The following is a 22,648-nucleotide window of genomic DNA, read 5'->3' as shown; positions in this document are numbered from 1 at the left end:
GCGTTAATCGCATCGGAGATGGGGCTTTCACCGGGGTTCTGATACACTTTCCCCAGGCGATATACTGAATAAGCAGGCAAAAACATGGAAAAGCAGACGCAGGAAAATGTAGATTCTTCAGAAACTACACATTTTGGATTTCGTACCGTAGCCAAAAATAACAAAGCAGAGATGGTCGCTGAAGTCTTTCACTCTGTGGCCGCGAAATATGACCTGATGAATGACCTGATGTCATTCGGCGTTCATCGTATCTGGAAGCGTTATGCTATTGACTGCAGCGGCGTTCGTCGCGGGCAGCGCGTCCTGGATTTGGCTGGCGGCACAGGTGACTTGACCGCCAAGTTCTCTCGTCTGGTGGGCGAGCAGGGTGAAGTTGTGCTGGCCGATATCAACGACTCCATGTTGAAAATGGGCCGCGAGAAGCTGCGCAACAGCGGTATCGTTGGCAACGTCAGCTACGTGCAGGCTAATGCCGAAGCGCTGCCTTTCCCTGACAATTATTTCGACTGTATCACTATCTCTTTTGGTTTGCGTAACGTGACCGAAAAAGAGAAAGCACTGCGTTCAATGTTCCGCGTTTTAAAGCCGGGCGGCCGCCTGCTGGTACTTGAGTTCTCCAAGCCAGTTTTCGCTCCGCTGAGCAAAGCCTATGACACCTATTCATTCCATATTCTGCCAAGAATTGGCGAGCTGGTGGCCCAAGATGCCGAAAGCTACCGCTATCTGGCCGAGTCTATCCGTATGCATCCGGACCAGGACACGCTTAAAGGCATGATGTCTGATGCGGGCTTCGAGAACGTGACTTATAACAACCTCACCGGTGGCATTGTTGCGCTACACCGAGGTTTCAAGTTCTGATATGGAAATGCCGATGTTGTTAACTCCCTTATTGACTGCTGCTATCGAGACCGCCCTTAATCAGTTGTTGTTTAAGGAAAGCAGCATGAAGGCCGCGAGGCTGCGTCTTGCTGGCAAAGTTTTGCGTATTGAGCTAAAGGAACTGAGTTCACCGCTGACGTTTATCTTTAATGAACAAAAAGTTGACGTGGTGGGGCAGTGGGACGGCGAAGCAAATTGCACCGTTATCACACGCCTCTCTACCCTGCGCAAACTGCGCGATCGTCAACAGCTGGCCCCTCTTATTCGCAGCGGCGATTTAAACGTCGAAGGCGATATTCAGGTGGTGCAGCAGTTTTCTGCGCTGATAGACATGTCGGAATGGGAACCTGCCGAGTTGCTGGCTCCCTACATCGGCGATATCGCTGCACAGGGCATCAGTCAGGCCGTGAGTGGTGGATTTCGTTTCCTAACCGCGGGCGTCAAAAAACATCAGAGTCAGGTTGCACAAGTTGTCACCGAAGAATGGAAGCTGGCGCCGGGTGCGCTTGAAGCCGCCTGGTTCACCGATGAAGTTACCGCCGTTGAACACCAGACCCTGGCGCTGGAAGCGCGCTTGAACAAATTACTGGAAGGGAACCCATGACTCCAGGTGAAATGCGTCGCCTGTACCTGATTATTCGGGTATTTCTCTCCTACGGGCTAGATGAACTGATCCCCAAGATTAAGCTGACGCTGCCGCTGAGGTTAGGTCGTTATTTATTCTTTTGGATCCCTTTCCGCCACAAAGATAAGCCGCTCGGCACCCGCCTGCGTCTGGCACTTGAAGAGCTGGGGCCAGTGTGGATCAAGTTTGGTCAGATGCTGTCAACGCGCCGTGACCTTTTTCCGCCTCACGTTGCCGATCAGCTTGCGTTGCTGCAGGACCACGTCGCACCTTTTGACGGCGCGCTGGCCCGCAAGCACATTGAGCTAGCCCTGGGTGGCCCGATTGAAACCTGGTTTGACGATTTTGACCAAAACGCGCTGGCTTCGGCCTCTATTGCGCAAGTTCATACCGCCACCTTGAAAGAGAATGGCAAAAAGGTTGTGCTCAAGGTTATCCGTCCTGACATCATGCCGATTATCAAGGCCGATACCCGCCTGATGGCCCGTCTTGCCGGTTGGGTGCCCTTGCTGCTGCCTGACGGTCGCCGCTTGCGCCCCCTCGAAGTCGTCAAAGAATACGAGAAAACGCTGCTCGACGAGCTGAACCTGCTCCGCGAGGCCGCCAACTCGATTCAACTGCGCAGAAACTTCGAGAACAGCCCTATTCTGTATGTGCCTGAAGTCTATTCCGATTATTGTCGTGAACGTCTGTTGGTGATGGAGCGCATCTACGGTATTCCTATTTCCGACGTGGCTGCGCTGGAAAAACAGGGTACCAACATGAAGCTGTTGGCAGAGCGTGGCGTGCAGGTATTTTTCACTCAGGTATTTCGCGACAGCTTTTTCCATGCCGATATGCATCCGGGAAACATCTTTGTTAGCTATGAAACGCCGGAAGACCCTTGCTACATAGCTATAGATTGCGGCATAGTTGGATCGCTTAACAAAGACGATAAACGTTATCTGGCCGAAAACTTTATTGCCTTCTTCAACCGTGATTACCGCAAAGTTGCAGAGCTGCATGTTGATTCTGGCTGGGTTCCTCGTGATACCAACGTTGAAGAATTTGAGTTTGCCATCCGCACGGTTTGCGAGCCTATTTTCGAAAAGCCGCTAGCAGAAATCTCTTTCGGTAACGTATTGTTAAACCTGTTTAACACCGCCAGGCGTTTCAACATGCAGGTGCAGCCTCAGTTAGTGTTGCTGCAGAAAACACTGCTATATGTTGAGGGCCTGGGCAGACAGCTCTATCCACAGCTTGACCTCTGGACTACGGCAAAGCCTTTCCTGGAGAGCTGGATACGTGATCAGGTAGGTTTACCGGCAATGGTTCGCGCTTTCAAAGAGCGAGCACCTTTCTGGATTGAGAAACTTCCCGAACTTCCTGAGCTGGTGTACGACAGCTTAAAACAGCATCAACTTTTGCAGTACAACATTGAAAAACTGACTCATCAGTTACAGACGCAGAACGAACGTCAGGGCCAATCCCGATATCTTTTCGGCGTTGGGGCAACATTACTCTTCAGCGGTACAGTGCTGATGATGGGTAAGGTTGAGGTTTACCCTGTATGGATGATTGCTGCGGGGCTTGTCGCCTGGATTATCGGATGGAAGCGAACCAGAAAGACCGAGTAGGCCGATAAAATTTAAAATTGAAGTCATGCGTCGTTTATACGACAGTCATTAAATTATTGTTATGTTGAGGTGAATACCATGGGTGCATTTAGCATTACGCATTGGCTGGTCATCGCGGTTATCGTGGTTCTGTTGTTCGGTACCAAAAAATTACGTGGCCTCGGTAGCGATCTTGGCGCTTCAATCAAGGGCTTTAAAAAAGCCATGAACGAAGATGATGCCTCCAAGGCGCACAAAGAAACTGAAACAACCGGGTCTGATGCAGATTTTTCGGCCAAGTCTATCAATGGCACCAAGCCGGAAGTAAAAGCAGAAGAAACTAAGAGTCAAAACAAAGAGCAGGTATAAGCCGTGTTCGACATTGGATTTAGTGAACTGTTGCTGGTATTCGTTATTGGTTTGGTTGTGCTTGGACCAGAGCGTTTACCCGTTGCGGTAAGAACTGTTGCGGGCTGGATCCGTACACTACGATCGATGGCAGCATCCGTACAAAACGAGCTGAATCAAGAGTTAAAACTGCAGGAACTGCAGGATAGCCTGAAGAAAGCTGAAGAGGCCGGTTTAAAGAACCTGTCGCCGGAAATCAAATCATCGATTGATGATTTGAAAGAAGCGGCATCATCGATGAAGCGCTCAATTCATGAGAACCTCAGCCCGGCTGACCAGGCGGTGGCCGATGCCACAGAGGGAAATACCATTCATAATCCTGTACTCAGGGATGCCGAAGCGCATCATGATGAAGGTATTTCACCGGCTACTGCCGAGCATGTCGCGGATTCACCGGCTGTTGCACCGGTGGCAGAACAGACCGTTCCGCCAAAGGCTGCGATAGACTATGTGGTTCAACCGAAAGTTGCGCCATCGGTGCAGTCGGCCCCTTCTTCACAACCAACGGGTGAACGCTAAACATGGCAGTTGAAGATACACAACCGCTTATCAGCCATCTAATAGAGCTGCGTAAGCGCCTGCTGAATTCGATTATTTGCGTAATTGTGGTGTTTTTGGCACTGGTTTATTTTGCCAATGATATTTACTACCTGGTCTCTGCACCGCTTATCAAAGTCATGCCATTGGGCGCGAGCATGATAGCAACTGACGTTGCGTCACCGTTCTTCACGCCAATTAAACTGACGATGATCGTTTCGGTGTTTGTCTCGGCTCCGTTTATCCTTTATCAGGTGTGGGGCTTTGTGGCGCCGGCGCTGTATAAGCATGAACGCCGTTTGATGATGCCGCTGCTGTTCTCAAGCTCCGCGCTGTTTTATCTCGGCATGGCGTTTGCGTACTTCCTGGTGTTTCCGCTGGCCTTCGCCTTCTTTGCAAAAACGGCACCGGCTGGCGTAGAGATTGCGACGGATATCAATAAATATCTCGATTTCGTCATGACCATTTTTATGGCATTCGGCGTGTCGTTTGAAGTTCCGATTGCGATTATTCTACTGTGCTGGACGGGTGTAACCACGCCTGAAGATTTACGCAAGAAACGTCCTTATGTTTTGGTCGGGGCTTTTGTGGTCGCGATGCTGTTGACGCCACCTGACGTGTTCTCACAGACGTTGTTGGCTATTCCAATGTACATCTTGTTTGAAATTGGCGTGTTCTGCGCCCGTTATTACGTAGGCAAAAGACGCCGTGGCGATGAAGACGACGATGCGGACAGCGAGTCCGATGCTTCTTAAACGCTAGCTTGCAGATTAATTAACCGCCCAATTGGGCGGTTTCTGTTTTGAGAGGGTGTGATGTTCGAGATTGGCCTGAATTTAACCAGCAATCAATTTGATAAAGACCGCGCCGAGGTGGTTGATCGCGCTAAAATCGCCGGACTGACGGGGATGCTGATAACCGGCACCTCGCTTGAGGAAAGCCATCAGGCGCAGGCACTGGCCGCTCAATACCCCGACTTTTGCTGGTCAACGGCGGGCATTCATCCTCATCAGGCCAGTACCTGGGATGACGACGTGGAGCAGCAGTTACGTCAGTTAGCGAGTCATGCTCAGGTTGTGGCTATCGGCGAATGCGGACTGGATTTTAACCGCAACTTCTCCACGCCAGTCGCTCAGGAAAAGGCGTTCACCGCCCAGCTTAGCCTGGCCGCCGAGCTGAATATGCCGGTGTTTCTACACTGTCGCGATGCGCACCCGCGTTTTACGCAATTGCTGGAACCCTGGTTACCGCGCCTGCCGGGGGCAGTGGTGCACTGTTTTACCGGCAGTCGGCATGAGCTCGAGCATTATCTGGCTTTAGGTCTGTCAATCGGCATTACAGGTTGGGTGTGTGATGAGCGGCGCGGACTTGAGTTGCGCGAAATGCTGCCGTTCATCCCGCTTGATAAATTGTTACTGGAAACGGACGCGCCTTATTTGCTGCCCCGAGATATGGAAAAAAAACCTAAAAATCGACGCAACGAGCCGTGCTTCCTGCCGCACATTGTTAATCAGGTCGCGCATTGGCGTGAAAAAGAGGAGACCCCAGAAGCATTGGCACAGATAACCGACGGCAATGCGCGCCGGTTGTTCAGACTGTAGAAGGGAAGTCGGTGGGGGGTCAGATCTTTTGGAATTCGGTATTGCTCAGGCTCTGTTTAACCTGTTTGTTGAGCAGGTTTAACAGCAGGTGCGAACGTCGCTCGCCGTCAGGTTCGGTATAAATGGCCTGTAACCCCTCAAAGACGCCTTCGGTGATTAACACGCGGTCACCCTCGTACGGTGTTTCAGGGTCGCGAACATCGATAGGCGGCTGGGTTACCAACTGCTCAATAACTTTGGGATTGACCGTGGCAAGCTGGTGTCCAAAACGGACAAAGTGGCTAACACCGCGGGTTGCGCTGATGGTGGTGGTATGAACCTTTTCAGGATCAAAGGCGATAAACATATAGTTTGGAAACAAAGGCTCGTCCGCCATTGTTCGACGACCGCGCACGATTTTCTCTAACTTGATCGTCGGCACCAAACATTGAACGTGCTGACGCTCAAGGTGTTCCTGGGCACGAATATGTTGACCCCGTTTGCAATACAGTAAGTACCAGCTTTCCATTTATCGTTTTCCTCGTGACTAACAGATTGAGAATAACAAAAGCTTTAAGGGATAAATAGCCGCGCGTGCAGCGCAGCTGCTGCAGGAATGGTAACATCTAAGCTGATAACAATTTTGCAGTTTATTCACTGACTACCTGTTGAATCGAGATCCGCCGATGCAACAACGAACTTCCGGTCTGATAATTTTTTGGAGAAACGTAATGGAGTTGTTCTTACTCAGTAACGGCAAACTTTCAGGTGACAGCCAGCCGCTAGGTTATGCCCATGAGCAGATTAAAGCGATGTTCAACGCGCGCAATATCACTTCCGCAGTGTTAATCCCCTACGCATTGATCCGGACCGACTGGGACGCCAAAGCACTGGAGCTTGAAGAAGCGCTAGGTATTAAGGTGGGCAGTATTCATCATGCTGGCGTTCCTTCTGAGGCTATCGAGCAGGCACAGTGTATTCTGGTTAGCGGTGGCAATACCTGGATGCTGAACCAGATGCTGCACGAAAAAGGGCTAATTGTGCCGGTGCAGCGCGCGGTACGTGAGCGCGAAGTGCCCTATATCGGGTGGAGCGCAGGTTGTAACGTTGCTACGCCAAGCATTCGTACCACCAATGACATGCCAGTTCGTAACTCTGTGGTACTGCCCGCGCTCGGCCTGTTTCCGGTGCAAATTAACCCACACTATATTGATGCACACATCAGCGGCCACATGGGCGAGACGCGCGATGAACGCATTGCCGAATTTTGCGCGGTGAACCCGAGCGAGTCCGTGGTTGCGTTGCGCGAAGGCAGTATGCTGCACGTTTCGGGCAATAAATTGAGCTACTACAGTGCCAAGGGGGAAGGTTTTAAAGTCTTCCGTCACGGCCACGAGACGCAGGAATATCAAGACACGCGAGCACTTTCTGGTCTTGTACCCTTCCAATGCATTTAATAGATTGATAAGACTCGTGGACTGTTGTTTATCCTTTCGGTTGCCCATTTTTGGTTCATTAATCTTGAAAAATGCAGCAACAGCGTCCGACAGGCTTTATACTGCCCTCTAAATTTGGTGATAAAACTTTAATGACGTGCCTCGTATGAAATATCGTGACCTGCGTGACTTCCTGGCTTTGCTTGAAAAGCAGGGTGATCTGAAACGTATCACCCAGCCCGTTGATCCTTACCTCGAAATGACCGAAATCGCCGATCGCACCCTGCGTGCCGGTGGGCCTGCACTGCTGTTTGAAAATCCAAAAGGCTATGACATGCCGGTGCTGTGCAATTTATTCGGCACCCCGGAGCGTGTGGCAAAGGGCATGGGTCAGGACGACGTTAGCGCACTGCGCGAGGTAGGAGAGTTACTGGCTTTTCTTAAAGAGCCTGAGCCACCGCGAGGGTTTCGTGATTTTTACGACAAAATGCCCAAGTTCAAGCAAGTGCTTAACATGCCGACCAAGCGCCTGAACTCTGCGCCTTGTCAGGAACAGATTTGGAAAGGCGACGATGTTGATTTAGGCCGTATTCCCGTGATGCACTGTTGGCCGGAAGATGCGGCCCCGCTGATCACCTGGGGTCTGACGGTCACCCGCGGTCCACACAAAGTGCGTCAGAATCTGGGCATTTATCGCCAACAGGTATTAGGCAGAAACAAGCTGATTATGCGCTGGTTGTCGCACCGCGGCGGCGCGCTGGACTTTCAGGAGTGGTGCCAGCAGAACCCGGGCAAGCGTTTCCCGGTTTCCGTTGCGCTGGGCGCCGACCCCGCGACCATTTTGGGTGCCGTGACGCCGGTGCCTGACACACTTTCCGAATACGCCTTTGCCGGTCTGCTGCGCGGTAATAAAACGGAAGTGGTCAAATGTATCTCCAATGACCTGGAAGTTCCCGCCAGCGCTGAAATTGTGCTTGAAGGCTATATCGAGCCGGGTGAAATGGCACCGGAAGGCCCCTACGGCGACCACACGGGCTACTATAATGAAATAGACAGCTTCCCGGTGTTTACTGTTACACATATTACTCAGCGTAAAGATGCTATCTATCATTCAACCTTTACCGGTCGCCCACCGGATGAACCTGCAGTATTGGGACTGGCGTTGAACGAAGTGTTTGTGCCGATTTTGAAAAAACAGTTTCCAGAAATCGTCGATTTTTATCTGCCGCCGGAGGGTTGCTCTTACCGTTTGGCCGTGGTTACCATGAAAAAGCAGTATGCCGGACACGCCAAGCGCGTAATGATGGGTGTCTGGTCTTTCCTTCGCCAGTTTATGTACACCAAGTTTGTTATTGTGTGTGATGACGATATTAACGCGCGCGACTGGAAAGACGTTATCTGGGCGATTACGACGCGAATGGATCCGGCTCGTGACACGGTGCTGGTTGAGAACACGCCGATCGACTATCTTGATTTTGCCTCACCGGTTTCTGGACTGGGTTCCAAAATGGGGATGGATGCGACCAATAAATGGCCGGGTGAAACCCAGCGTGAATGGGGACGACCGATTGTCATGGATCCTAAAGTTCGTGACCGCGTTGATACCATGTGGGACGAGCTGGGCATTTTTGACGATAAAAAGTTTAGTGATACCAAGTTTGGCGACGCAAAGCCGACCAAATAACGGCTACAGTGTGCAAAATAACTATTCATAGACTGGCAAACGGCGCACGAGCCTGGCGCGATGTGCGTTTGCCATCAATGTAGATCCGATGACCCTCAGAGGGAACGCATGACAATAATGAGCTGTAAAGTGTCCTCAGTTGAGGCCATAACCGACACCGTATATCGGGTTCGCCTGCAACCTGAATCACCTTTTTCATTTCGTGCCGGTCAATATCTGATGGTGGTAATGGACGAGCGCGACAAGCGCCCGTTCTCGATAGCCTCCGTGCCTTCAGAAAAAGGCTATCTGGAGCTGCACATCGGTGCCTCCGAAATGAATCTGTATGCGATGGCCGTTATGGACCGCATTCTAAAAGAGCAAACCATTAACGTCGATTTACCGCACGGGGAAGCCTGGCTGCGCGAAGAGGGTGACCGTCCTCTGGTGTTGATCGCGGGTGGGACGGGGTTCTCCTACGTACGTTCAATTTTAGTGGCAGAGTTGGCGCAACATCCGGATCGCGATATTTCAATCTATTGGGGCGGCCGCGAGCTGAAGCACCTGTATGATTTGGGCGAGCTCGAAGCGCTGAGCATAGTGCATCCAAATCTGAAAGTTATTCCGGTAGTAGAGCAGACGGAAGAGGGCTGGCAGGGCAGAAGTGGCAACGTGCTGAGTGCGGTAATGCAAGATTTTGACTCTCTGAGTGAGCACGATATCTACATCGCCGGTCGTTTTGAGATGGCGAAAGTGGCGCGCGAGCGCTTCTGTGCCGAACGTGGCGCACTTGAAGACCGCATGTTTGGCGACGCCTTTGCCTTTATCTGATTATGCCAGAATCAGTAAAAATCCCGCCCACTGACAGGGGCGGGATGCATTAAATCAAATCCTTTCAGTTAGACTCTTTCAAACACCGTCGCAATACCCTGCCCCAAGCCGATACACATGGTGGCCACGCCAAACTGCACGTCTTTGCGCTCCATAAGATTCAGCAGGGTGGTTGAAATGCGCGCCCCCGAACATCCGAGTGGATGTCCCAGTGCAATCGCACCGCCGTTCAGATTGACCCTTTGTTCCATATTTTCCAGCAGCCCGAGATCTTTAATGCACGGCAATGACTGTGCGGCAAAGGCTTCATTCAACTCAAATAAACCAATATCCTCCACCGAAAGCCCGGCGCGCTTAAGTGCCAGTCGCGTTGCCGGTACCGGCCCGTATCCCATAATGGAAGGATCACAGCCGACCACGGCCATAGAACGGATTTTTGCTCGCGCTTTTAGGCCAAGCGAGGCGGCGCGAGATTCGCTCATAATCAGCATGGCCGAGGCACCATCAGAAAGCGCCGAGGCACTGCCGGCGGTAACGGTGCCGTTGACTGGGTCAAAAGCCGGACGCAGTGCCGCCAGAGATGCTACCGTGGTTTCAGGGCGAATTACTTCATCGAAATTCAGGTTGACCAGCGTGCCGTCGGCGTCATGTCCATACGTCGGCACAATTTCGTTGGCAAAATGGCCGGCGACGGTAGCGGCATGCGCGCGCTGGTGCGAGCGAGCGGCAAATTCGTCCTGCATCTCACGGCTGATATTGTGCATTTTAGCCAACATCTCGGCGGTAAGGCCCATCATACCGGCGGCTTTGGCCACGGTGCGGCTCAGCCCAGGATGGAAATCGACGCCGTGATTCATCGGGACATGGCCCATGTGCTCGACGCCGCCAATCAGGCTGATGTCTGCGTCACCCACCATAATCATACGCGCGGCGTCGTGCAGCGCTTGCATTGACGAGCCGCACAGCCGATTGATGGTGACCGCCGGCACGCTGTGCGGAATTTCCGCCAGCAGTGCAGCGTTGCGCGCCACGTTGAAGCCCTGCTCCAGGGTTTGCTGAACGCATCCCCAATAAATATCGTCGATATCTTTGGCATCAAGCGCTGGATTTCGTGAGAGCACGGCGCGCATCAGGTGCGCGGATAAGTCTTCAGCGCGCACATTGCGGAAGGCGCCGCCTTTGGATCGACCCATTGGGGTTCGGACCGCATCAACGATTACTACAGTTTCCATTATTTCGGTCCTTATGCCTGACGGCCTGTGTTGAGGGAAGCCAGGGGTTCGGCCTGCGGGTAATAGCGCTCGTTGGTTTCAGCCTTGAGGCGTAAACCTGCCGGTGCCTGATAAAGCGGGCCGAGATGCGCATATTTCTCAGTAAGTTGCATGTATTTAGCGCTGCCCAGCGTGTCGAGATAGCGGAACACACCGCCGTGGAAAGGCGGGAAGCCGATGCCGTATACCAGTGCCATATCTGCTTCGGCAGGGCTGGCAATAATCTCTTCTTCGAGACAGCGCACGACTTCATTAATCATCGGGATCATCATCCGCGAGATAATATCTTCAGGGCTGAAGGTGCCTGGCTGCGCATCGGTTGCCGCCAGCAGTGATGTGACCTCTGCATCCTGCTCCTTACGCGGCTTACCTTTGCTGTCTTCGCTATAACGATAGAAGCCGCGCTGATTTTTCTGACCAAACCGTTCGGCTGCAAACAGAATATCAACCACGTCGCGGTAGTCTTTTGCCATCCGGTCAGGGAATCCTTCGGCCATCACTGCCTGCGCGTGATGCGCGGTATCAATGCCGACCACGTCGAGCAGATATGCAGGCCCCATCGGCCAGCCAAACTGTTTTTCCATCACTTTATCAATCTGCACAAAGTCTGCGCCGTCACGCATCAGCATGCTGAATCCGGCGAAGTAGGGGAACAGCACGCGGTTAACGAAAAATCCGGGACAGTCGTTGACGACAATCGGCGTTTTTCCCATTGCCGAGGCGTAGGCTACAACGCGTGAGAGTGTTTGTTCGGACGTTTTGCTGCCGCGAATAATTTCCACCAGCGGCATACGGTGCACGGGGTTAAAGAAGTGCATACCGCAGAAATTTTCCGGGCGTTTCAGCGCCACGGCCAGAGTATCGATAGGGATCGTCGAGGTGTTGGAGGCCAAAATGGCGTCGCCGTCGAGCAGCGCCTCTGCTTCTGCCAACACGGCGGCTTTCACTTTTGGATTCTCAACCACGGCCTCAACCACGATTTGGGCGCGCTCAAGGCCGTTATAGCTCAGGGTAGGCTGAATGGTCGAGAGGATCTTGGCCATTTTCAAACCGTCGAGTTTGCCACGTTCGAGCTGTTTGTTTAACAGCTTGGATGCTTCATTAATACCAAGGTGCAGCGACTTGTCATTGATATCCTTCATGATAACCGGCACACCTTTGAGTGCCGACTGATATGCAATGCCGCCGCCCATAATTCCGGCCCCAAGTACCGCTGCCAGTTCCGGCTTGCCGTTGCTGCCGGCCAACTTCTTGGCTTTGCTTTTAATAAACTGGTCGTTAAGGAAGATACCGACCAGTGCGCGGGCCTCGCTAGACTGGGCCAGCGGCACAAAGCTGCCGGTTTCTAGCGCCAGCGCTTCTTCACGCCCCATCCGTGCTGCCGCTTCAATGGTTTTCACTGCGGTCAATGGCGCAGGATAGTGCCTGCCCGCCGTTTGCAGCACCATGCTCTTTGCTACACTGAAACTCATGGTTGCTTCGATGCGGCTCAGCTTGAGCGGCAGCAACTTGGGTTGGCGCGCGGCCTTCCAGTCCAGCTTGCCGTCAATAGCCTGACGCAGCATGTTGAGCGCTGAATTATGCAGCTTCTCGGCGCTGACTACGGCGTCTACCAGACCTAATTTCAGTGCCTCATTGCCGCTCACGTCTTTACCGGCGGCAATAATTTCCAGTGCGCTGTCTGCGCCCAAGAGGCGAGGTAAACGCACCGAACCGCCAAAGCCCGGCATGATACCCAGGCGAGTTTCAGGCAGGCCAATGCGCGTGTCCGGCGTTGCAATACGGAAATCAGTAGCCAGAACGCATTCGCAGCCGCCGCCAAGCGCGTAGCCACTGATGGCGGAAATTGTCGGCACGGGGAGATCTTCCAGACGATTGAAAATACCGTTGGCAAATCCCAGCCATTGATGGAGCTTTTCGGCGGGCGCGGTAAACAGCGACAGGAACTCCATAATATCGGCGCCGACAATAAAGGCGGGCTTGGCTGAGCTCAGCAGCAGCCCCTTTAATTCAGGCTGTTTTTCAAGAACGGTAATCGCTTCCCCCAAACTGGCAACGGTTTGGGTGTCAAGTTTGTTAACGGAGCCTGGAGCATCAAACACCAGCTCGGCAATGCCGTCTTCGAGCCAGTGCAGGTGTAGTGTTTCGCCTTGGTAGAGCATGTGTCTCTCCTGAATCATCGGGGATGATCTGGTATGACCAGATGAATGGAGTGTGGTTTTGATGTTAATGAAATGCAAATGGGCTGATTGATATTTGCAGGCAAGATCACAAAGAGCGCGGGGCTACGGCGTGGGCCCTGCTGTGATAAGATGCGGCATCGTTTTGCATTTATCGTATGAATCCAGTAAAGGACAGGTCGATGGAATCTCTCTCTACGCTTTATAAAGAACATATCGCCGTTTTACAGGCACGTGCGCTGGAAATACTGCAACGCAATCAACTTGATGCCCTGCTTATTCACTCCGGTGAGTTGCAGGTCACTTTTCTTGATGATTACAGCTACCCCTTCAAGGTTAACCCGCAGTTTAAAGCGTGGGTGCCAGTGACACAGGTCCCTAACTGCTGGCTGTGGGTGGACGGTGTGAATGCGCCGAAGCTGTGGTTTTACTCGCCGGTTGACTACTGGCACAGCGTCGAACCGCTGCCTGATTCCTTCTGGACCAAAGACGTTCAAGTACTGCCGCTGGCAAAACCGGATGATATTAAAAGCCAACTGCCGGCAGATTTATCGCGGGTGGTCTACATTGGTTACAACAAAGACCGCGCGTTGGATCTTGGCATCTCTGCCGACCATCTCAATCCAAAGCGCGTACTGGACTATTTGCATTATCATCGCGCTTATAAAACTGACTATGAAGTGGCCTGCATGCGGGGTGCACAAAAACTGGCGGTGAGCGGCCATCGCGCGGCGCACGAAGCCTTTTTGTCGGGGATGAGCGAATTCGACATCAGCATGGCATATCTGAGCGCCACCGGACATCGTGAAACCGAGGTGCCTTATGGCAATATCGTGGCGCTAAACGAACACGCCTCGGTGCTGCATTACACGACGCTACAGCAGCAGCCACCGGCAGAAATGCGCAGCTTCCTGCTTGATGCCGGTGCCGAATACAACGGTTACGCCGCCGACCTTACCCGCACCTACGCGGCAAAAAGTGACAGCGATTTTGCCGCGCTGATTAAAGACCTTAATACCGAGCAACTGGCGCTTATCGACTCCATCAAGCCCGGCGTTCGTTACACTGATTATCATGTTCAGATGCACCACCGCATTGCGCGAATTCTCAAAGCACATCGGTTGGTGGTGGATATAAGCGAAGAGGCCATGGTGGAACAAGACCTCACCGGACCGTTCTTGCCGCACGGGCTTGGGCATCCGTTAGGTCTGCAAGTGCACGACGTGGGCGGCTTTATGCAGGATGAAACCGGCACGCATTTGGCCGCGCCGTCGAAGTATCCTTATCTGCGCTGCACCCGTATCGTTCAGCCGGGCATGGTATTGACTATCGAACCTGGCCTGTACTTTATCGAGTCGCTATTGGCGCCTTGGCGTGATGGCACGTTCAGTAAGCACTTTGCCTGGGATAAAATCGAAGCCATGAAGCCGTATGGTGGCATTCGCATCGAAGACAATATTGTTATCCACGATAATCGTATTGAAAATATGACCCGTGACCTGAAACTGGCCTGATGCAGCCTTATCCTGTTCCCGCGCAGTCAGTCGAGATTAGCGAAGAGATAAAAAAGAGCCGTTTTATTACCCTGCTGGAGCCAACGGCAGGGATTGAAGCGGCGAAGGCTTTTATCCAGCGGATCAAAAGTTTGCATCCGTCTGCGCGTCATCACTGCTGGGCTTTTGTCGCCGGGCCACCCAATGACTCTCAGCAGTTGGGGTTCTCGGACGATGGCGAGCCGGCGGGTACGGCGGGTAAACCGATCCTCGGGCAGCTGATGGGCAGCGGAATTGGCGAGATAACCGCCGTGGTCGTACGCTATTACGGCGGCATAAAGTTAGGCACCGGTGGGCTGGTCCGCGCCTATGGTAACGGCGTTCAGCTGGCATTGGCCCAGCTGACCGTTTTAGAAAAAGTGCCACAGGCAGAATTCTTGCTGCAGTGCGACTACGCACAAATATCGATGATTGAAACGCTATTGCAGCAGGTCGGTGGCAGTATTTTGGAAAGTAAATACGGCGCAGCGGTGGATTTACGTCTGACGTTGCCGGCCTACGATGCGGCAGAAATTACGAACCGACTGTTTAATCTCAGCCGGGGTTCGCTGGTTCTGCAGCCTGTTTGATCAATTTATTGCATTTTAATTTGCTGAGGAACGCGCCAGCATGCATTTCCGTGCCATAACCCGAATTGTCGGGGTGCTCGTTATCCTATTCTCCGGAACGATGATTATTCCCGGAATAGTGGCATTAATTTATAGAGACGGGGCAGGGCGCGCGTTCAGTGAGACGTTTTTCGTTGCGCTGGCCATCGGCCTGTTTCTGTGGGTTCCCAATCGAAAACAGCGCAGCGAGCTGAAACCCCGCGAGGGCTTCCTCATCGTGGTGCTATTTTGGACCGTACTGGGGAGCGTAGGGGCTTTACCCTTCTTATTTTCCGAACGGCCCAATCTCTCTCTGACCGATGCCTTTTTTGAATCTTTTTCAGGATTGACAACCACCGGTGCGACCACGTTAGTCGGGCTCGACAGCCTGCCGCACGCGATTCTGTTTTATCGCCAAATGCTGCAGTGGTTTGGCGGTATGGGGATCATCGTGCTGGCGGTGGCGATTTTACCTATTTTAGGCGTGGGCGGTATGCAGCTCTATCGCGCCGAAATGCCGGGTCCCTTAAAAGACAATAAAATGCGTCCGCGTATCGCCGAGACGGCAAAAACGCTGTGGTTTATCTATATTCTGCTGACCATTGCCTGCGCGTTGGCGCTGTGGGGAGCCGGTATGTCGGGGTTTGACGCTATCGGCCACAGCTTCTCGACTATCGCCCTCGGGGGTTTTTCAACCCATGATGCCAGTATCGGCTATTTCCACAGCGGGACGATTAATACCATCATTGCTATATTCCTGTTGATCTCTGGCTGTAACTACGGCCTGCACTTTGCGCTGCTCAGCGGGCGTAATATTAAAGTCTACTGGCGTGACCCAGAATTTCGCATGTTTATTGGTGTGCAATTTACCCTGGTGCTGGTTTGCACCTCGGTACTGTGGATGCACGACACTTATACATCGGGGCTTGAGACGGTAAATCAGGCTTTCTTCCAGGTAGTCTCTATGGCAACGACGGCGGGATACACCACGGACAGTATTTCCAAGTGGCCGCTGTTTTTACCGATTCTTCTACTTTGCTCGGCGTTCATCGGCGGATGTGCCGGTTCTACCGGCGGTGGTCTCAAGGTCATTCGTATTCTTCTTTTATACCTGCAGGGGTCACGCGAGCTTAAACGTCTGGTTCACCCAAATGCGGTCTATACCATCAAGCTGGGTAATCGTGCATTGCCAGAGCGAATTCTTGAAGCCGTATGGGGATTCTTCTCTGCCTATGCGCTGGTGTTTATTGTCAGCATGTTGGCGATTGTGGCGACCGGTGTAGATAACTTCTCTGCCTTTGCTGCGGTAACGGCCACGCTGAACAACTTGGGACCCGGCCTTGGCGTTGTGGCAGATAACTTCCAGTCGATGAATCACGTCGCGAAATGGATCCTAATCGTGACCATGTTGTTTGGGCGTCTTGAAGTATTCACCTTATTAGTGCTGTTTACGCCAACCTTCTGGAAGGAGTAATCAGTTTATGGATTCATTATTTATAAAGGAGACCGAGATGAAAGCCTTGGTACTTTACTCAACGCGTGACGGTCAAACCCATGCTATCTCTTCTTATATAGCTAACTGTTTAAAAGAGAATGCCGAATGTGACGTTATGGATCTGCAGGATGCGGAAAATATTGACCTCTCACGCTACGCCAAGGTGATGATTGGTGCATCTATTCGCTACGGCCACTTCTCCCCGCTGCTCGACAAGTTTGTTAAGCGCCACATTAATCATCTAAACACCATGCCGTCGGCTTTCTTCTCGGTAAACCTGACTGCGCGTAAGCCGGAGAAGCGTACGCCGCAAACCAACGCCTATACCAGCAAGTTCCTTTTAGCTACGCCGTGGAAGCCAACGCAGTGCGGCGTTTTTGCAGGCGCGCTGCGTTATCCGCGTTATCGCTGGCTCGACAGAGTGATGATCCAGTTAATAATGCGTATGACCGGTGGCGAAACCGATACCCGTAAAGAAGTTGAGTACACTGACTGGGAGCAGGTGAAGCAGTTTGCAGCCGACTTTGGCAAATTAGCGGTTAAGAAATAGCTAAAAAGGTTCTCAAATAACCTTTTTGTGGAAAAAACAGACGGTCAGAAAGTTTTTTAAAAATAAGGGTTGCGGCCTTCTGAGAACTCCCTATAATGCGCCTCCACTGACCGGGAACAACGACTCCTCTAACGAGAACCAAGTCGCCGGGTTAGGTAGAGAAAAGAATGACTTCGAAAGAAAAATTTCTTGACTCTTCAGCGGGAAAGCGTAATATGCACCTCCCGCGCCGCATAAGATTCATTGCGAACGGCGGCGCTGCTCTTTAACAATTTATCAGACAATCTGTGTGGGCACTCACAAGACGATATCAGCCACTTCGGTGGTAACAGAATATCAAGGCAGCAATGCCAAGTCTTAGAGTGACCAAGCAGTAATTCATTATGAATGATGTGAAGTAACTTTGAGCATCGCTGAACTTGTTTCAGCAAATCGAACTTTTAATTGAAGAGTTTGATCATGGCTCAGATTGAACGCTGGCGGCAGGCCTAACACATGCAAGTCGAGCGGTAGCACGGGAGAGCTTGCTCTCTGGGTGACGAGCGGCGGACGGGTGAGTAATGTCTGGGAAACTGCCTGATGGAGGGGGATAACTACTGGAAACGGTAGCTAATACCGCATGATGTCGCAAGACCAAAGTGGGGGACCTTCGGGCCTCACGCCATCGGATGTGCCCAGATGGGATTAGCTAGTAGGTGGGGTAATGGCTCACCTAGGCGACGATCCCTAGCTGGTCTGAGAGGATGACCAGCCACACTGGAACTGAGACACGGTCCAGACTCCTACGGGAGGCAGCAGTGGGGAATATTGCACAATGGGCGCAAGCCTGATGCAGCCATGCCGCGTGTGTGAAGAAGGCCTTAGGGTTGTAAAGCACTTTCAGCGAGGAGGAAGGCGTTGTTGTTAATAGCAACAGCGATTGACGTTACTCGCAGAAGAAGCACCGGCTAACTCCGTGCCAGCAGCCGCGGTAATACGGAGGGTGCAAGCGTTAATCGGAATTACTGGGCGTAAAGCGCACGCAGGCGGTTTGTTAAGTCAGATGTGAAATCCCCGAGCTTAACTTGGGAACTGCATTTGAAACTGGCAAGCTAGAGTCTTGTAGAGGGGGGTAGAATTCCAGGTGTAGCGGTGAAATGCGTAGAGATCTGGAGGAATACCGGTGGCGAAGGCGGCCCCCTGGACAAAGACTGACGCTCAGGTGCGAAAGCGTGGGGAGCAAACAGGATTAGATACCCTGGTAGTCCACGCTGTAAACGATGTCGACTTGGAGGTTGTGCCCTTGAGGCGTGGCTTCCGGAGCTAACGCGTTAAGTCGACCGCCTGGGGAGTACGGCCGCAAGGTTAAAACTCAAATGAATTGACGGGGGCCCGCACAAGCGGTGGAGCATGTGGTTTAATTCGATGCAACGCGAAGAACCTTACCTACTCTTGACATCCACGGAATTCGCTAGAGATAGCTTAGTGCCTTCGGGAACCGTGAGACAGGTGCTGCATGGCTGTCGTCAGCTCGTGTTGTGAAATGTTGGGTTAAGTCCCGCAACGAGCGCAACCCTTATCCTTTGTTGCCAGCACGTAATGGTGGGAACTCAAAGGAGACTGCCGGTGATAAACCGGAGGAAGGTGGGGATGACGTCAAGTCATCATGGCCCTTACGAGTAGGGCTACACACGTGCTACAATGGCATATACAAAGAGAAGCAAACTCGCGAGAGCAAGCGGACCTCATAAAGTATGTCGTAGTCCGGATTGGAGTCTGCAACTCGACTCCATGAAGTCGGAATCGCTAGTAATCGTAGATCAGAATGCTACGGTGAATACGTTCCCGGGCCTTGTACACACCGCCCGTCACACCATGGGAGTGGGTTGCAAAAGAAGTAGGTAGCTTAACCTTCGGGAGGGCGCTTACCACTTTGTGATTCATGACTGGGGTGAAGTCGTAACAAGGTAACCGTAGGGGAACCTGCGGTTGGATCACCTCCTTACCTAAAGATACGCATTGTGCAGTGTCCACACAGATTGTCTGATAGATGTAAATGAGCAAGAGCACCTGTTGATGCAGTGGGGGAGACCCTGCGCTGATACGAAAAAGTGCCGAGTCTGTGGATTCGGTGCTGCATTTTCGTGTCCCCATCGTCTAGAGGCCTAGGACACTGCCCTTTCACGGCTGTAACAGGGGTTCGAATCCCCTTGGGGACGCCATCCGATAACGCGTGAAAGTCGTTATCACTCTGACCGTGCAGGTCAGAAATTATCTTAAAGATGACTTTAACGAGTCGTGTTTAAGATATTGCTCTTTAACAATCTGGAACAAGCTGAAAAATTGAAACGATACAGCTGAACATAACTCTCCGTAGAAGTACTGAGTTATGCGCACCTGTATTAGAGTCTCTCAAATAATCGCAGCACGAACGGGCGTCGCAAGACACCTTCGGGTTGTGAGGTTAAGCGACTAAGCGTACACGGTGGATGCCTAGGCAGTCAGAGGCGATGAAGGGCGTGCTAATCTGCGAAAAGCGTCGGTAAGGTGATATGAACCGTTATACCCGACGATACCCGAATGGGGAAACCCAATGTGATACGTCACATTATCGCATGGTGAATACATAGCCATGCGAGGCGAACCGGGGGAACTGAAACATCTAAGTACCCCGAGGAAAAGAAATCAACCGAGATTCCCCCAGTAGCGGCGAGCGAACGGGGAACAGCCCAGAACCTGAATCAGTTTATGTGTTAGTGGAAGCGTCTGGAAGGTCGCACAGTATAGGGTGATAGTCCCGTACACAAAAATGCATAGGCTGTGAGTTCGATGAGTAGGGCGGGACACGTGACATCCTGTCTGAATATGGGGGGACCATCCTCCAAGGCTAAATACTCCTGACTGACCGATAGTGAACCAGTACCGTGAGGGAAAGGCGAAAAGAACCCCGGCGAGGGGAGTGAAATAGAACCTGAAACCGTGTACGTACAAGCAGTGGGAGCCTACTTTGTTGGGTGACTGCGTACCTTTTGTATAATGGGTCAGCGACTTATATTTTGTAGCAAGGTTAACCGTATAGGGGAGCCGTAGGGAAACCGAGTCTTAACTGGGCGTCAAGTTGCAAGGTATAGACCCGAAACCCGGTGATCTAGCCATGGGCAGGTTGAAGGTTGGGTAACACTAACTGGAGGACCGAACCGACTAATGTTGAAAAATTAGCGGATGACTTGTGGCTGGGGGTGAAAGGCCAATCAAACCGGGAGATAGCTGGTTCTCCCCGAAAGCTATTTAGGTAGCGCCTCGTGAACTCATCTTCGGGGGTAGAGCACTGTTTCGACTAGGGGTCCATCCCGGATTACCAACTCGATGCAAACTACGAATACCGAAGAATGTTATCACGGGAGACACACGGCGGGTGCTAACGTCCGTCGTGAAGAGGGAAACAACCCAGACCGCCAGCTAAGGTCCCAAAGTCATGGTTAAGTGGGAAACGATGTGGGAAGGCATAGACAGCCAGGATGTTGGCTTAGAAGCAGCCATCATTTAAAGAAAGCGTAATAGCTCACTGGTCGAGTCGGCCTGCGCGGAAGATGTAACGGGGCTAAACCATGCACCGAAGCTGCGGCAGCGACGCTTAGGCGTTGTTGGGTAGGGGAGCGTTCTGTAAGCCGTTGAAGGTGGTCTGTGAGGGCTGCTGGAGGTATCAGAAGTGCGAATGCTGACATAAGTAACGATAATGCGGGTGAAAAACCCGCACGCCGGAAGACCAAGGGTTCCTGTCCAACGTTAATCGGGGCAGGGTGAGTCGACCCCTAAGGCGAGGCCGAAAGGCGTAGTCGATGGGAAACAGGTTAATATTCCTGTACTTGGTGTTACTGCGAAGGGGGGACGGAGAGGGCTAGGCTAGCCGGGCGACGGTTGTCCCGGTTTAAGCGTGTAGGGGGTGTGACTTGGTAAATCCGGTTGCATATCAACCCTGAGGCGTGATGACGAGCCACTACGGTGGTGAAGTAGTTGATGCCGCACTTCCAGGAAAAGCCTCTAAGCATCAGGTAACATTAAATCGTACCCCAAACCGACACAGGTGGTCAGGTAGAGAATACTCAGGCGCTTGAGAGAACTCGGGTGAAGGAACTAGGCAAAATGGTGCCGTAACTTCGGGAGAAGGCACGCTGTCGCTAGGTGGAGGAACTTGCTTCCCGAGCTGAAGACAGTCGAAGATACCAGCTGGCTGCAACTGTTTAATAAAAACACAGCACTGTGCAAACACGAAAGTGGACGTATACGGTGTGACGCCTGCCCGGTGCCGGAAGGTTAATTGATGGGGTTATCCGCAAGGAGAAGCTCTTGATCGAAGCCCCGGTAAACGGCGGCCGTAACTATAACGGTCCTAAGGTAGCGAAATTCCTTGTCGGGTAAGTTCCGACCTGCACGAATGGCGTAATGATGGCCAGGCTGTCTCCACCCGAGACTCAGTGAAATTGAACTCGCTGTGAAGATGCAGTGTACCCGCGGCAAGACGGAAAGACCCCGTGAACCTTTACTATAGCTTGACACTGAACATTGAGCCTTGATGTGTAGGATAGGTGGGAGGCTTTGAAGCGTGGACGCCAGTCTGCGTGGAGCCAACCTTGAAATACCACCCTTTAATGTTTGATGTTCTAACTCGGCCCCGTGATCCGGGGTGAGGACAGTGTCTGGTGGGTAGTTTGACTGGGGCGGTCTCCTCCTAAAGAGTAACGGAGGAGCACGAAGGTTAGCTAATCACGGTCGGACATCGTGAGGTTAGTGCAATGGCATAAGCTAGCTTGACTGCGAGAGTGACGGCTCGAGCAGGTACGAAAGTAGGTCATAGTGATCCGGTGGTTCTGAATGGAAGGGCCATCGCTCAACGGATAAAAGGTACTCCGGGGATAACAGGCTGATACCGCCCAAGAGTTCATATCGACGGCGGTGTTTGGCACCTCGATGTCGGCTCATCACATCCTGGGGCTGAAGTAGGTCCCAAGGGTACGGCTGTTCGCCGTTTAAAGTGGTACGCGAGCTGGGTTTAGAACGTCGTGAGACAGTTCGGTCCCTATCTGCCGTGGGCGTTGGAAGATTGAGAGGGGCTGCTCCTAGTACGAGAGGACCGGAGTGGACGCATCACTGGTGTTCGGGTTGTCATGCCAATGGCATTGCCCGGTAGCTAAATGCGGAAAAGATAAGCGCTGAAAGCATCTAAGCGCGAAACTTGCCTCGAGATGAGTCTTCCCTGGGACTTCGAGTCCCCTGAAGGGACGTTTAAGACTAAGACGTTGATAGGCTGGGTGTGTAAGTGCAGCGATGCATTGAGCTAACCAGTACTAATGACCCGAGAGGCTTAACCTTACAACACCGAAGGTGTTTTAGAGAGACACAAAGACTTAAGTTTCAATGAAATCAGCTTGTTCAAAGATTGGTTCTGATGGCTTACCCTGAGTAATGGGGAAAGCGGTTA

At 52.2% G+C, this 22,648-nt stretch carries 17 protein-coding genes, 1 tRNA gene and 2 rRNA genes; 17 read left to right on the top strand and 3 right to left on the bottom strand.

The features are described from left to right. The first annotated feature begins 84 nt into the window (after positions 1-84). The 7 genes from ubiE (at position 85) to tatD (ending at position 5,645) form a co-directional block, all read left to right on the top strand. Complete coding sequence (gene ubiE, locus GA565_RS23615; RefSeq protein ID WP_152201227.1) at positions 85-858, top strand: bifunctional demethylmenaquinone methyltransferase/2-methoxy-6-polyprenyl-1,4-benzoquinol methylase UbiE; 774 nt, start codon at positions 85-87, stop codon at positions 856-858. Positions 859-871: 13 nt separating this feature from the next. Next, a complete protein-coding gene (locus GA565_RS23610; protein ID WP_152201225.1) occupies positions 872-1,483 on the top strand; it encodes an SCP2 domain-containing protein in 612 nt (203 codons plus the stop codon). Continuing rightward, positions 1,480-3,120, top strand: coding sequence for a ubiquinone biosynthesis regulatory protein kinase UbiB (gene ubiB, locus GA565_RS23605; protein WP_152201223.1), 1,641 nt, complete (start codon positions 1,480-1,482; stop codon positions 3,118-3,120). The genes GA565_RS23610 and ubiB overlap by 4 nt, the downstream gene beginning before the upstream one ends. Before the next feature lie 78 nt (positions 3,121-3,198). Then, positions 3,199-3,468: a Sec-independent protein translocase subunit TatA gene (tatA, locus tag GA565_RS23600; protein ID WP_152201222.1), complete on the top strand. Its 270-nt coding sequence runs from the start codon at positions 3,199-3,201 to the stop codon at positions 3,466-3,468. 3 nt (positions 3,469-3,471) lie between these two features. Next, positions 3,472-4,026, top strand: a complete 555-nt coding sequence (tatB, locus tag GA565_RS23595) for a Sec-independent protein translocase protein TatB (RefSeq protein WP_152201220.1) — start codon at positions 3,472-3,474, stop codon at positions 4,024-4,026. A gap of 2 nt (positions 4,027-4,028) precedes the next feature. Continuing rightward, complete coding sequence (tatC, locus tag GA565_RS23590) at positions 4,029-4,799, top strand: Sec-independent protein translocase subunit TatC (RefSeq protein WP_152201218.1); 771 nt, start codon at positions 4,029-4,031, stop codon at positions 4,797-4,799. Positions 4,800-4,859: 60 nt separating this feature from the next. Beyond that, on the top strand, positions 4,860-5,645 hold the full coding sequence (gene tatD, locus GA565_RS23585) for a 3'-5' ssDNA/RNA exonuclease TatD (protein ID WP_152201216.1): 786 nt from the start codon (positions 4,860-4,862) through the stop codon (positions 5,643-5,645). A gap of 19 nt (positions 5,646-5,664) precedes the next feature. On the opposite strand, the gene rfaH is transcribed toward tatD, so the two are convergent. After that, the gene (gene rfaH / locus GA565_RS23580; protein WP_152201214.1) at positions 5,665-6,153 is read right to left on the bottom strand and encodes a transcription/translation regulatory transformer protein RfaH; all 489 of its coding nucleotides are present in this window, start codon (positions 6,151-6,153) and stop codon (positions 5,665-5,667) included. A 202-nt stretch (positions 6,154-6,355) separates the two neighbouring features. Between rfaH and pepE the strand changes: the two genes are divergently transcribed. The 3 genes from pepE (at position 6,356) to fre (ending at position 9,554) form a co-directional block, all read left to right on the top strand. Continuing rightward, the gene (gene pepE, locus GA565_RS23575; protein WP_152201212.1) at positions 6,356-7,081 is read left to right on the top strand and encodes a dipeptidase PepE; all 726 of its coding nucleotides are present in this window, start codon (positions 6,356-6,358) and stop codon (positions 7,079-7,081) included. 145 nt (positions 7,082-7,226) lie between these two features. Next, a complete protein-coding gene (gene ubiD / locus GA565_RS23570; RefSeq protein WP_152201211.1) occupies positions 7,227-8,744 on the top strand; it encodes a 4-hydroxy-3-polyprenylbenzoate decarboxylase in 1,518 nt (505 codons plus the stop codon). Positions 8,745-8,852: 108 nt separating this feature from the next. Next, entirely contained in the window at positions 8,853-9,554 is a 702-nt protein-coding gene (gene fre, locus GA565_RS23565) for an NAD(P)H-flavin reductase (RefSeq protein WP_152201209.1), read from the top strand. A 68-nt stretch (positions 9,555-9,622) separates the two neighbouring features. Here the strand turns inward: fre and fadA are convergent, their stop codons facing one another. Further along, positions 9,623-10,786, bottom strand: a complete 1,164-nt coding sequence (fadA, locus tag GA565_RS23560; protein ID WP_152201207.1) for an acetyl-CoA C-acyltransferase FadA — start codon at positions 10,784-10,786, stop codon at positions 9,623-9,625. Positions 10,787-10,797: 11 nt separating this feature from the next. Further along, positions 10,798-12,987 (bottom strand): fatty acid oxidation complex subunit alpha FadB, encoded by a 2,190-nt coding sequence (gene fadB / locus GA565_RS23555; protein WP_152201205.1) that lies wholly within the window; start codon positions 12,985-12,987, stop codon positions 10,798-10,800. 200 nt (positions 12,988-13,187) lie between these two features. Between fadB and pepQ the strand changes: the two genes are divergently transcribed. From pepQ to GA565_RS23520, 7 genes are all read left to right on the top strand, one after another. Next, the gene (gene pepQ, locus GA565_RS23550) at positions 13,188-14,519 is read left to right on the top strand and encodes a Xaa-Pro dipeptidase (protein ID WP_152201204.1); all 1,332 of its coding nucleotides are present in this window, start codon (positions 13,188-13,190) and stop codon (positions 14,517-14,519) included. Continuing rightward, positions 14,519-15,127, top strand: coding sequence for an IMPACT family protein (locus GA565_RS23545; RefSeq protein ID WP_152201202.1), 609 nt, complete (start codon positions 14,519-14,521; stop codon positions 15,125-15,127). The genes pepQ and GA565_RS23545 overlap by 1 nt, the downstream gene beginning before the upstream one ends. Before the next feature lie 40 nt (positions 15,128-15,167). Next, positions 15,168-16,619 carry a Trk system potassium transporter TrkH gene (gene trkH / locus GA565_RS23540; RefSeq protein WP_152201200.1) on the top strand — a complete coding sequence of 484 codons (1,452 nt, stop codon included), beginning with the start codon at positions 15,168-15,170 and terminating at the stop codon, positions 16,617-16,619. 37 nt (positions 16,620-16,656) lie between these two features. Beyond that, positions 16,657-17,190, top strand: a complete 534-nt coding sequence (gene hemG, locus GA565_RS23535; RefSeq protein ID WP_152201199.1) for a menaquinone-dependent protoporphyrinogen IX dehydrogenase — start codon at positions 16,657-16,659, stop codon at positions 17,188-17,190. Positions 17,191-17,631: 441 nt separating this feature from the next. Then, positions 17,632-19,174: ribosomal RNA gene (locus tag GA565_RS23530) — 16S ribosomal RNA — on the top strand. 141 nt (positions 19,175-19,315) lie between these two features. Further along, a tRNA-Glu gene (locus GA565_RS23525) sits at positions 19,316-19,391 on the top strand. 240 nt (positions 19,392-19,631) lie between these two features. Next, positions 19,632-22,539, top strand: a 23S ribosomal RNA gene (locus GA565_RS23520). The 16S and 23S rRNA genes sit together here with 1 tRNA gene alongside, the layout of an rRNA operon. Positions 22,540-22,648: the final 109 nt, after the last annotated feature.

Origin of the sequence: Rouxiella sp. S1S-2, from assembly GCF_009208105.1 — a bacterium.
In the GTDB taxonomy this organism is placed as follows: Bacteria; Pseudomonadota; Gammaproteobacteria; order Enterobacterales; family Enterobacteriaceae; genus Rouxiella.
The sequence above is the reverse complement of the archived record's forward strand: the minus strand, read 5'-3'. Positions and strand labels throughout refer to the sequence as shown.

Bases quoted from the DNA above. Each gene is read 5' to 3' on its own strand.
- fadB (WP_152201205.1), bottom strand. From the start codon at position 12,987: ATGCTCTACCAAGGCGAAACACTACACCTGCACTGGCTCGAAGACGGC.
- ubiE (WP_152201227.1), top strand. From the start codon at position 85: ATGGAAAAGCAGACGCAGGAAAATGTAGATTCTTCAGAAACTACACAT.
- GA565_RS23545 (WP_152201202.1), top strand. From the start codon at position 14,519: ATGCAGCCTTATCCTGTTCCCGCGCAGTCAGTCGAGATTAGCGAAGAG.
- pepE (WP_152201212.1), top strand. From the start codon at position 6,356: ATGGAGTTGTTCTTACTCAGTAACGGCAAACTTTCAGGTGACAGCCAG.
- tatC (WP_152201218.1), top strand. From the start codon at position 4,029: ATGGCAGTTGAAGATACACAACCGCTTATCAGCCATCTAATAGAGCTG.
- hemG (WP_152201199.1), top strand. From the start codon at position 16,657: ATGAAAGCCTTGGTACTTTACTCAACGCGTGACGGTCAAACCCATGCT.
- GA565_RS23610 (WP_152201225.1), top strand. From the start codon at position 872: ATGTTGTTAACTCCCTTATTGACTGCTGCTATCGAGACCGCCCTTAAT.
- pepQ (WP_152201204.1), top strand. From the start codon at position 13,188: ATGGAATCTCTCTCTACGCTTTATAAAGAACATATCGCCGTTTTACAG.
- fre (WP_152201209.1), top strand. From the start codon at position 8,853: ATGACAATAATGAGCTGTAAAGTGTCCTCAGTTGAGGCCATAACCGAC.
- tatD (WP_152201216.1), top strand. From the start codon at position 4,860: ATGTTCGAGATTGGCCTGAATTTAACCAGCAATCAATTTGATAAAGAC.
- ubiB (WP_152201223.1), top strand. From the start codon at position 1,480: ATGACTCCAGGTGAAATGCGTCGCCTGTACCTGATTATTCGGGTATTT.
- ubiD (WP_152201211.1), top strand. From the start codon at position 7,227: ATGAAATATCGTGACCTGCGTGACTTCCTGGCTTTGCTTGAAAAGCAG.
- fadA (WP_152201207.1), bottom strand. From the start codon at position 10,786: ATGGAAACTGTAGTAATCGTTGATGCGGTCCGAACCCCAATGGGTCGA.
- tatA (WP_152201222.1), top strand. From the start codon at position 3,199: ATGGGTGCATTTAGCATTACGCATTGGCTGGTCATCGCGGTTATCGTG.
- rfaH (WP_152201214.1), bottom strand. From the start codon at position 6,153: ATGGAAAGCTGGTACTTACTGTATTGCAAACGGGGTCAACATATTCGT.
- trkH (WP_152201200.1), top strand. From the start codon at position 15,168: ATGCATTTCCGTGCCATAACCCGAATTGTCGGGGTGCTCGTTATCCTA.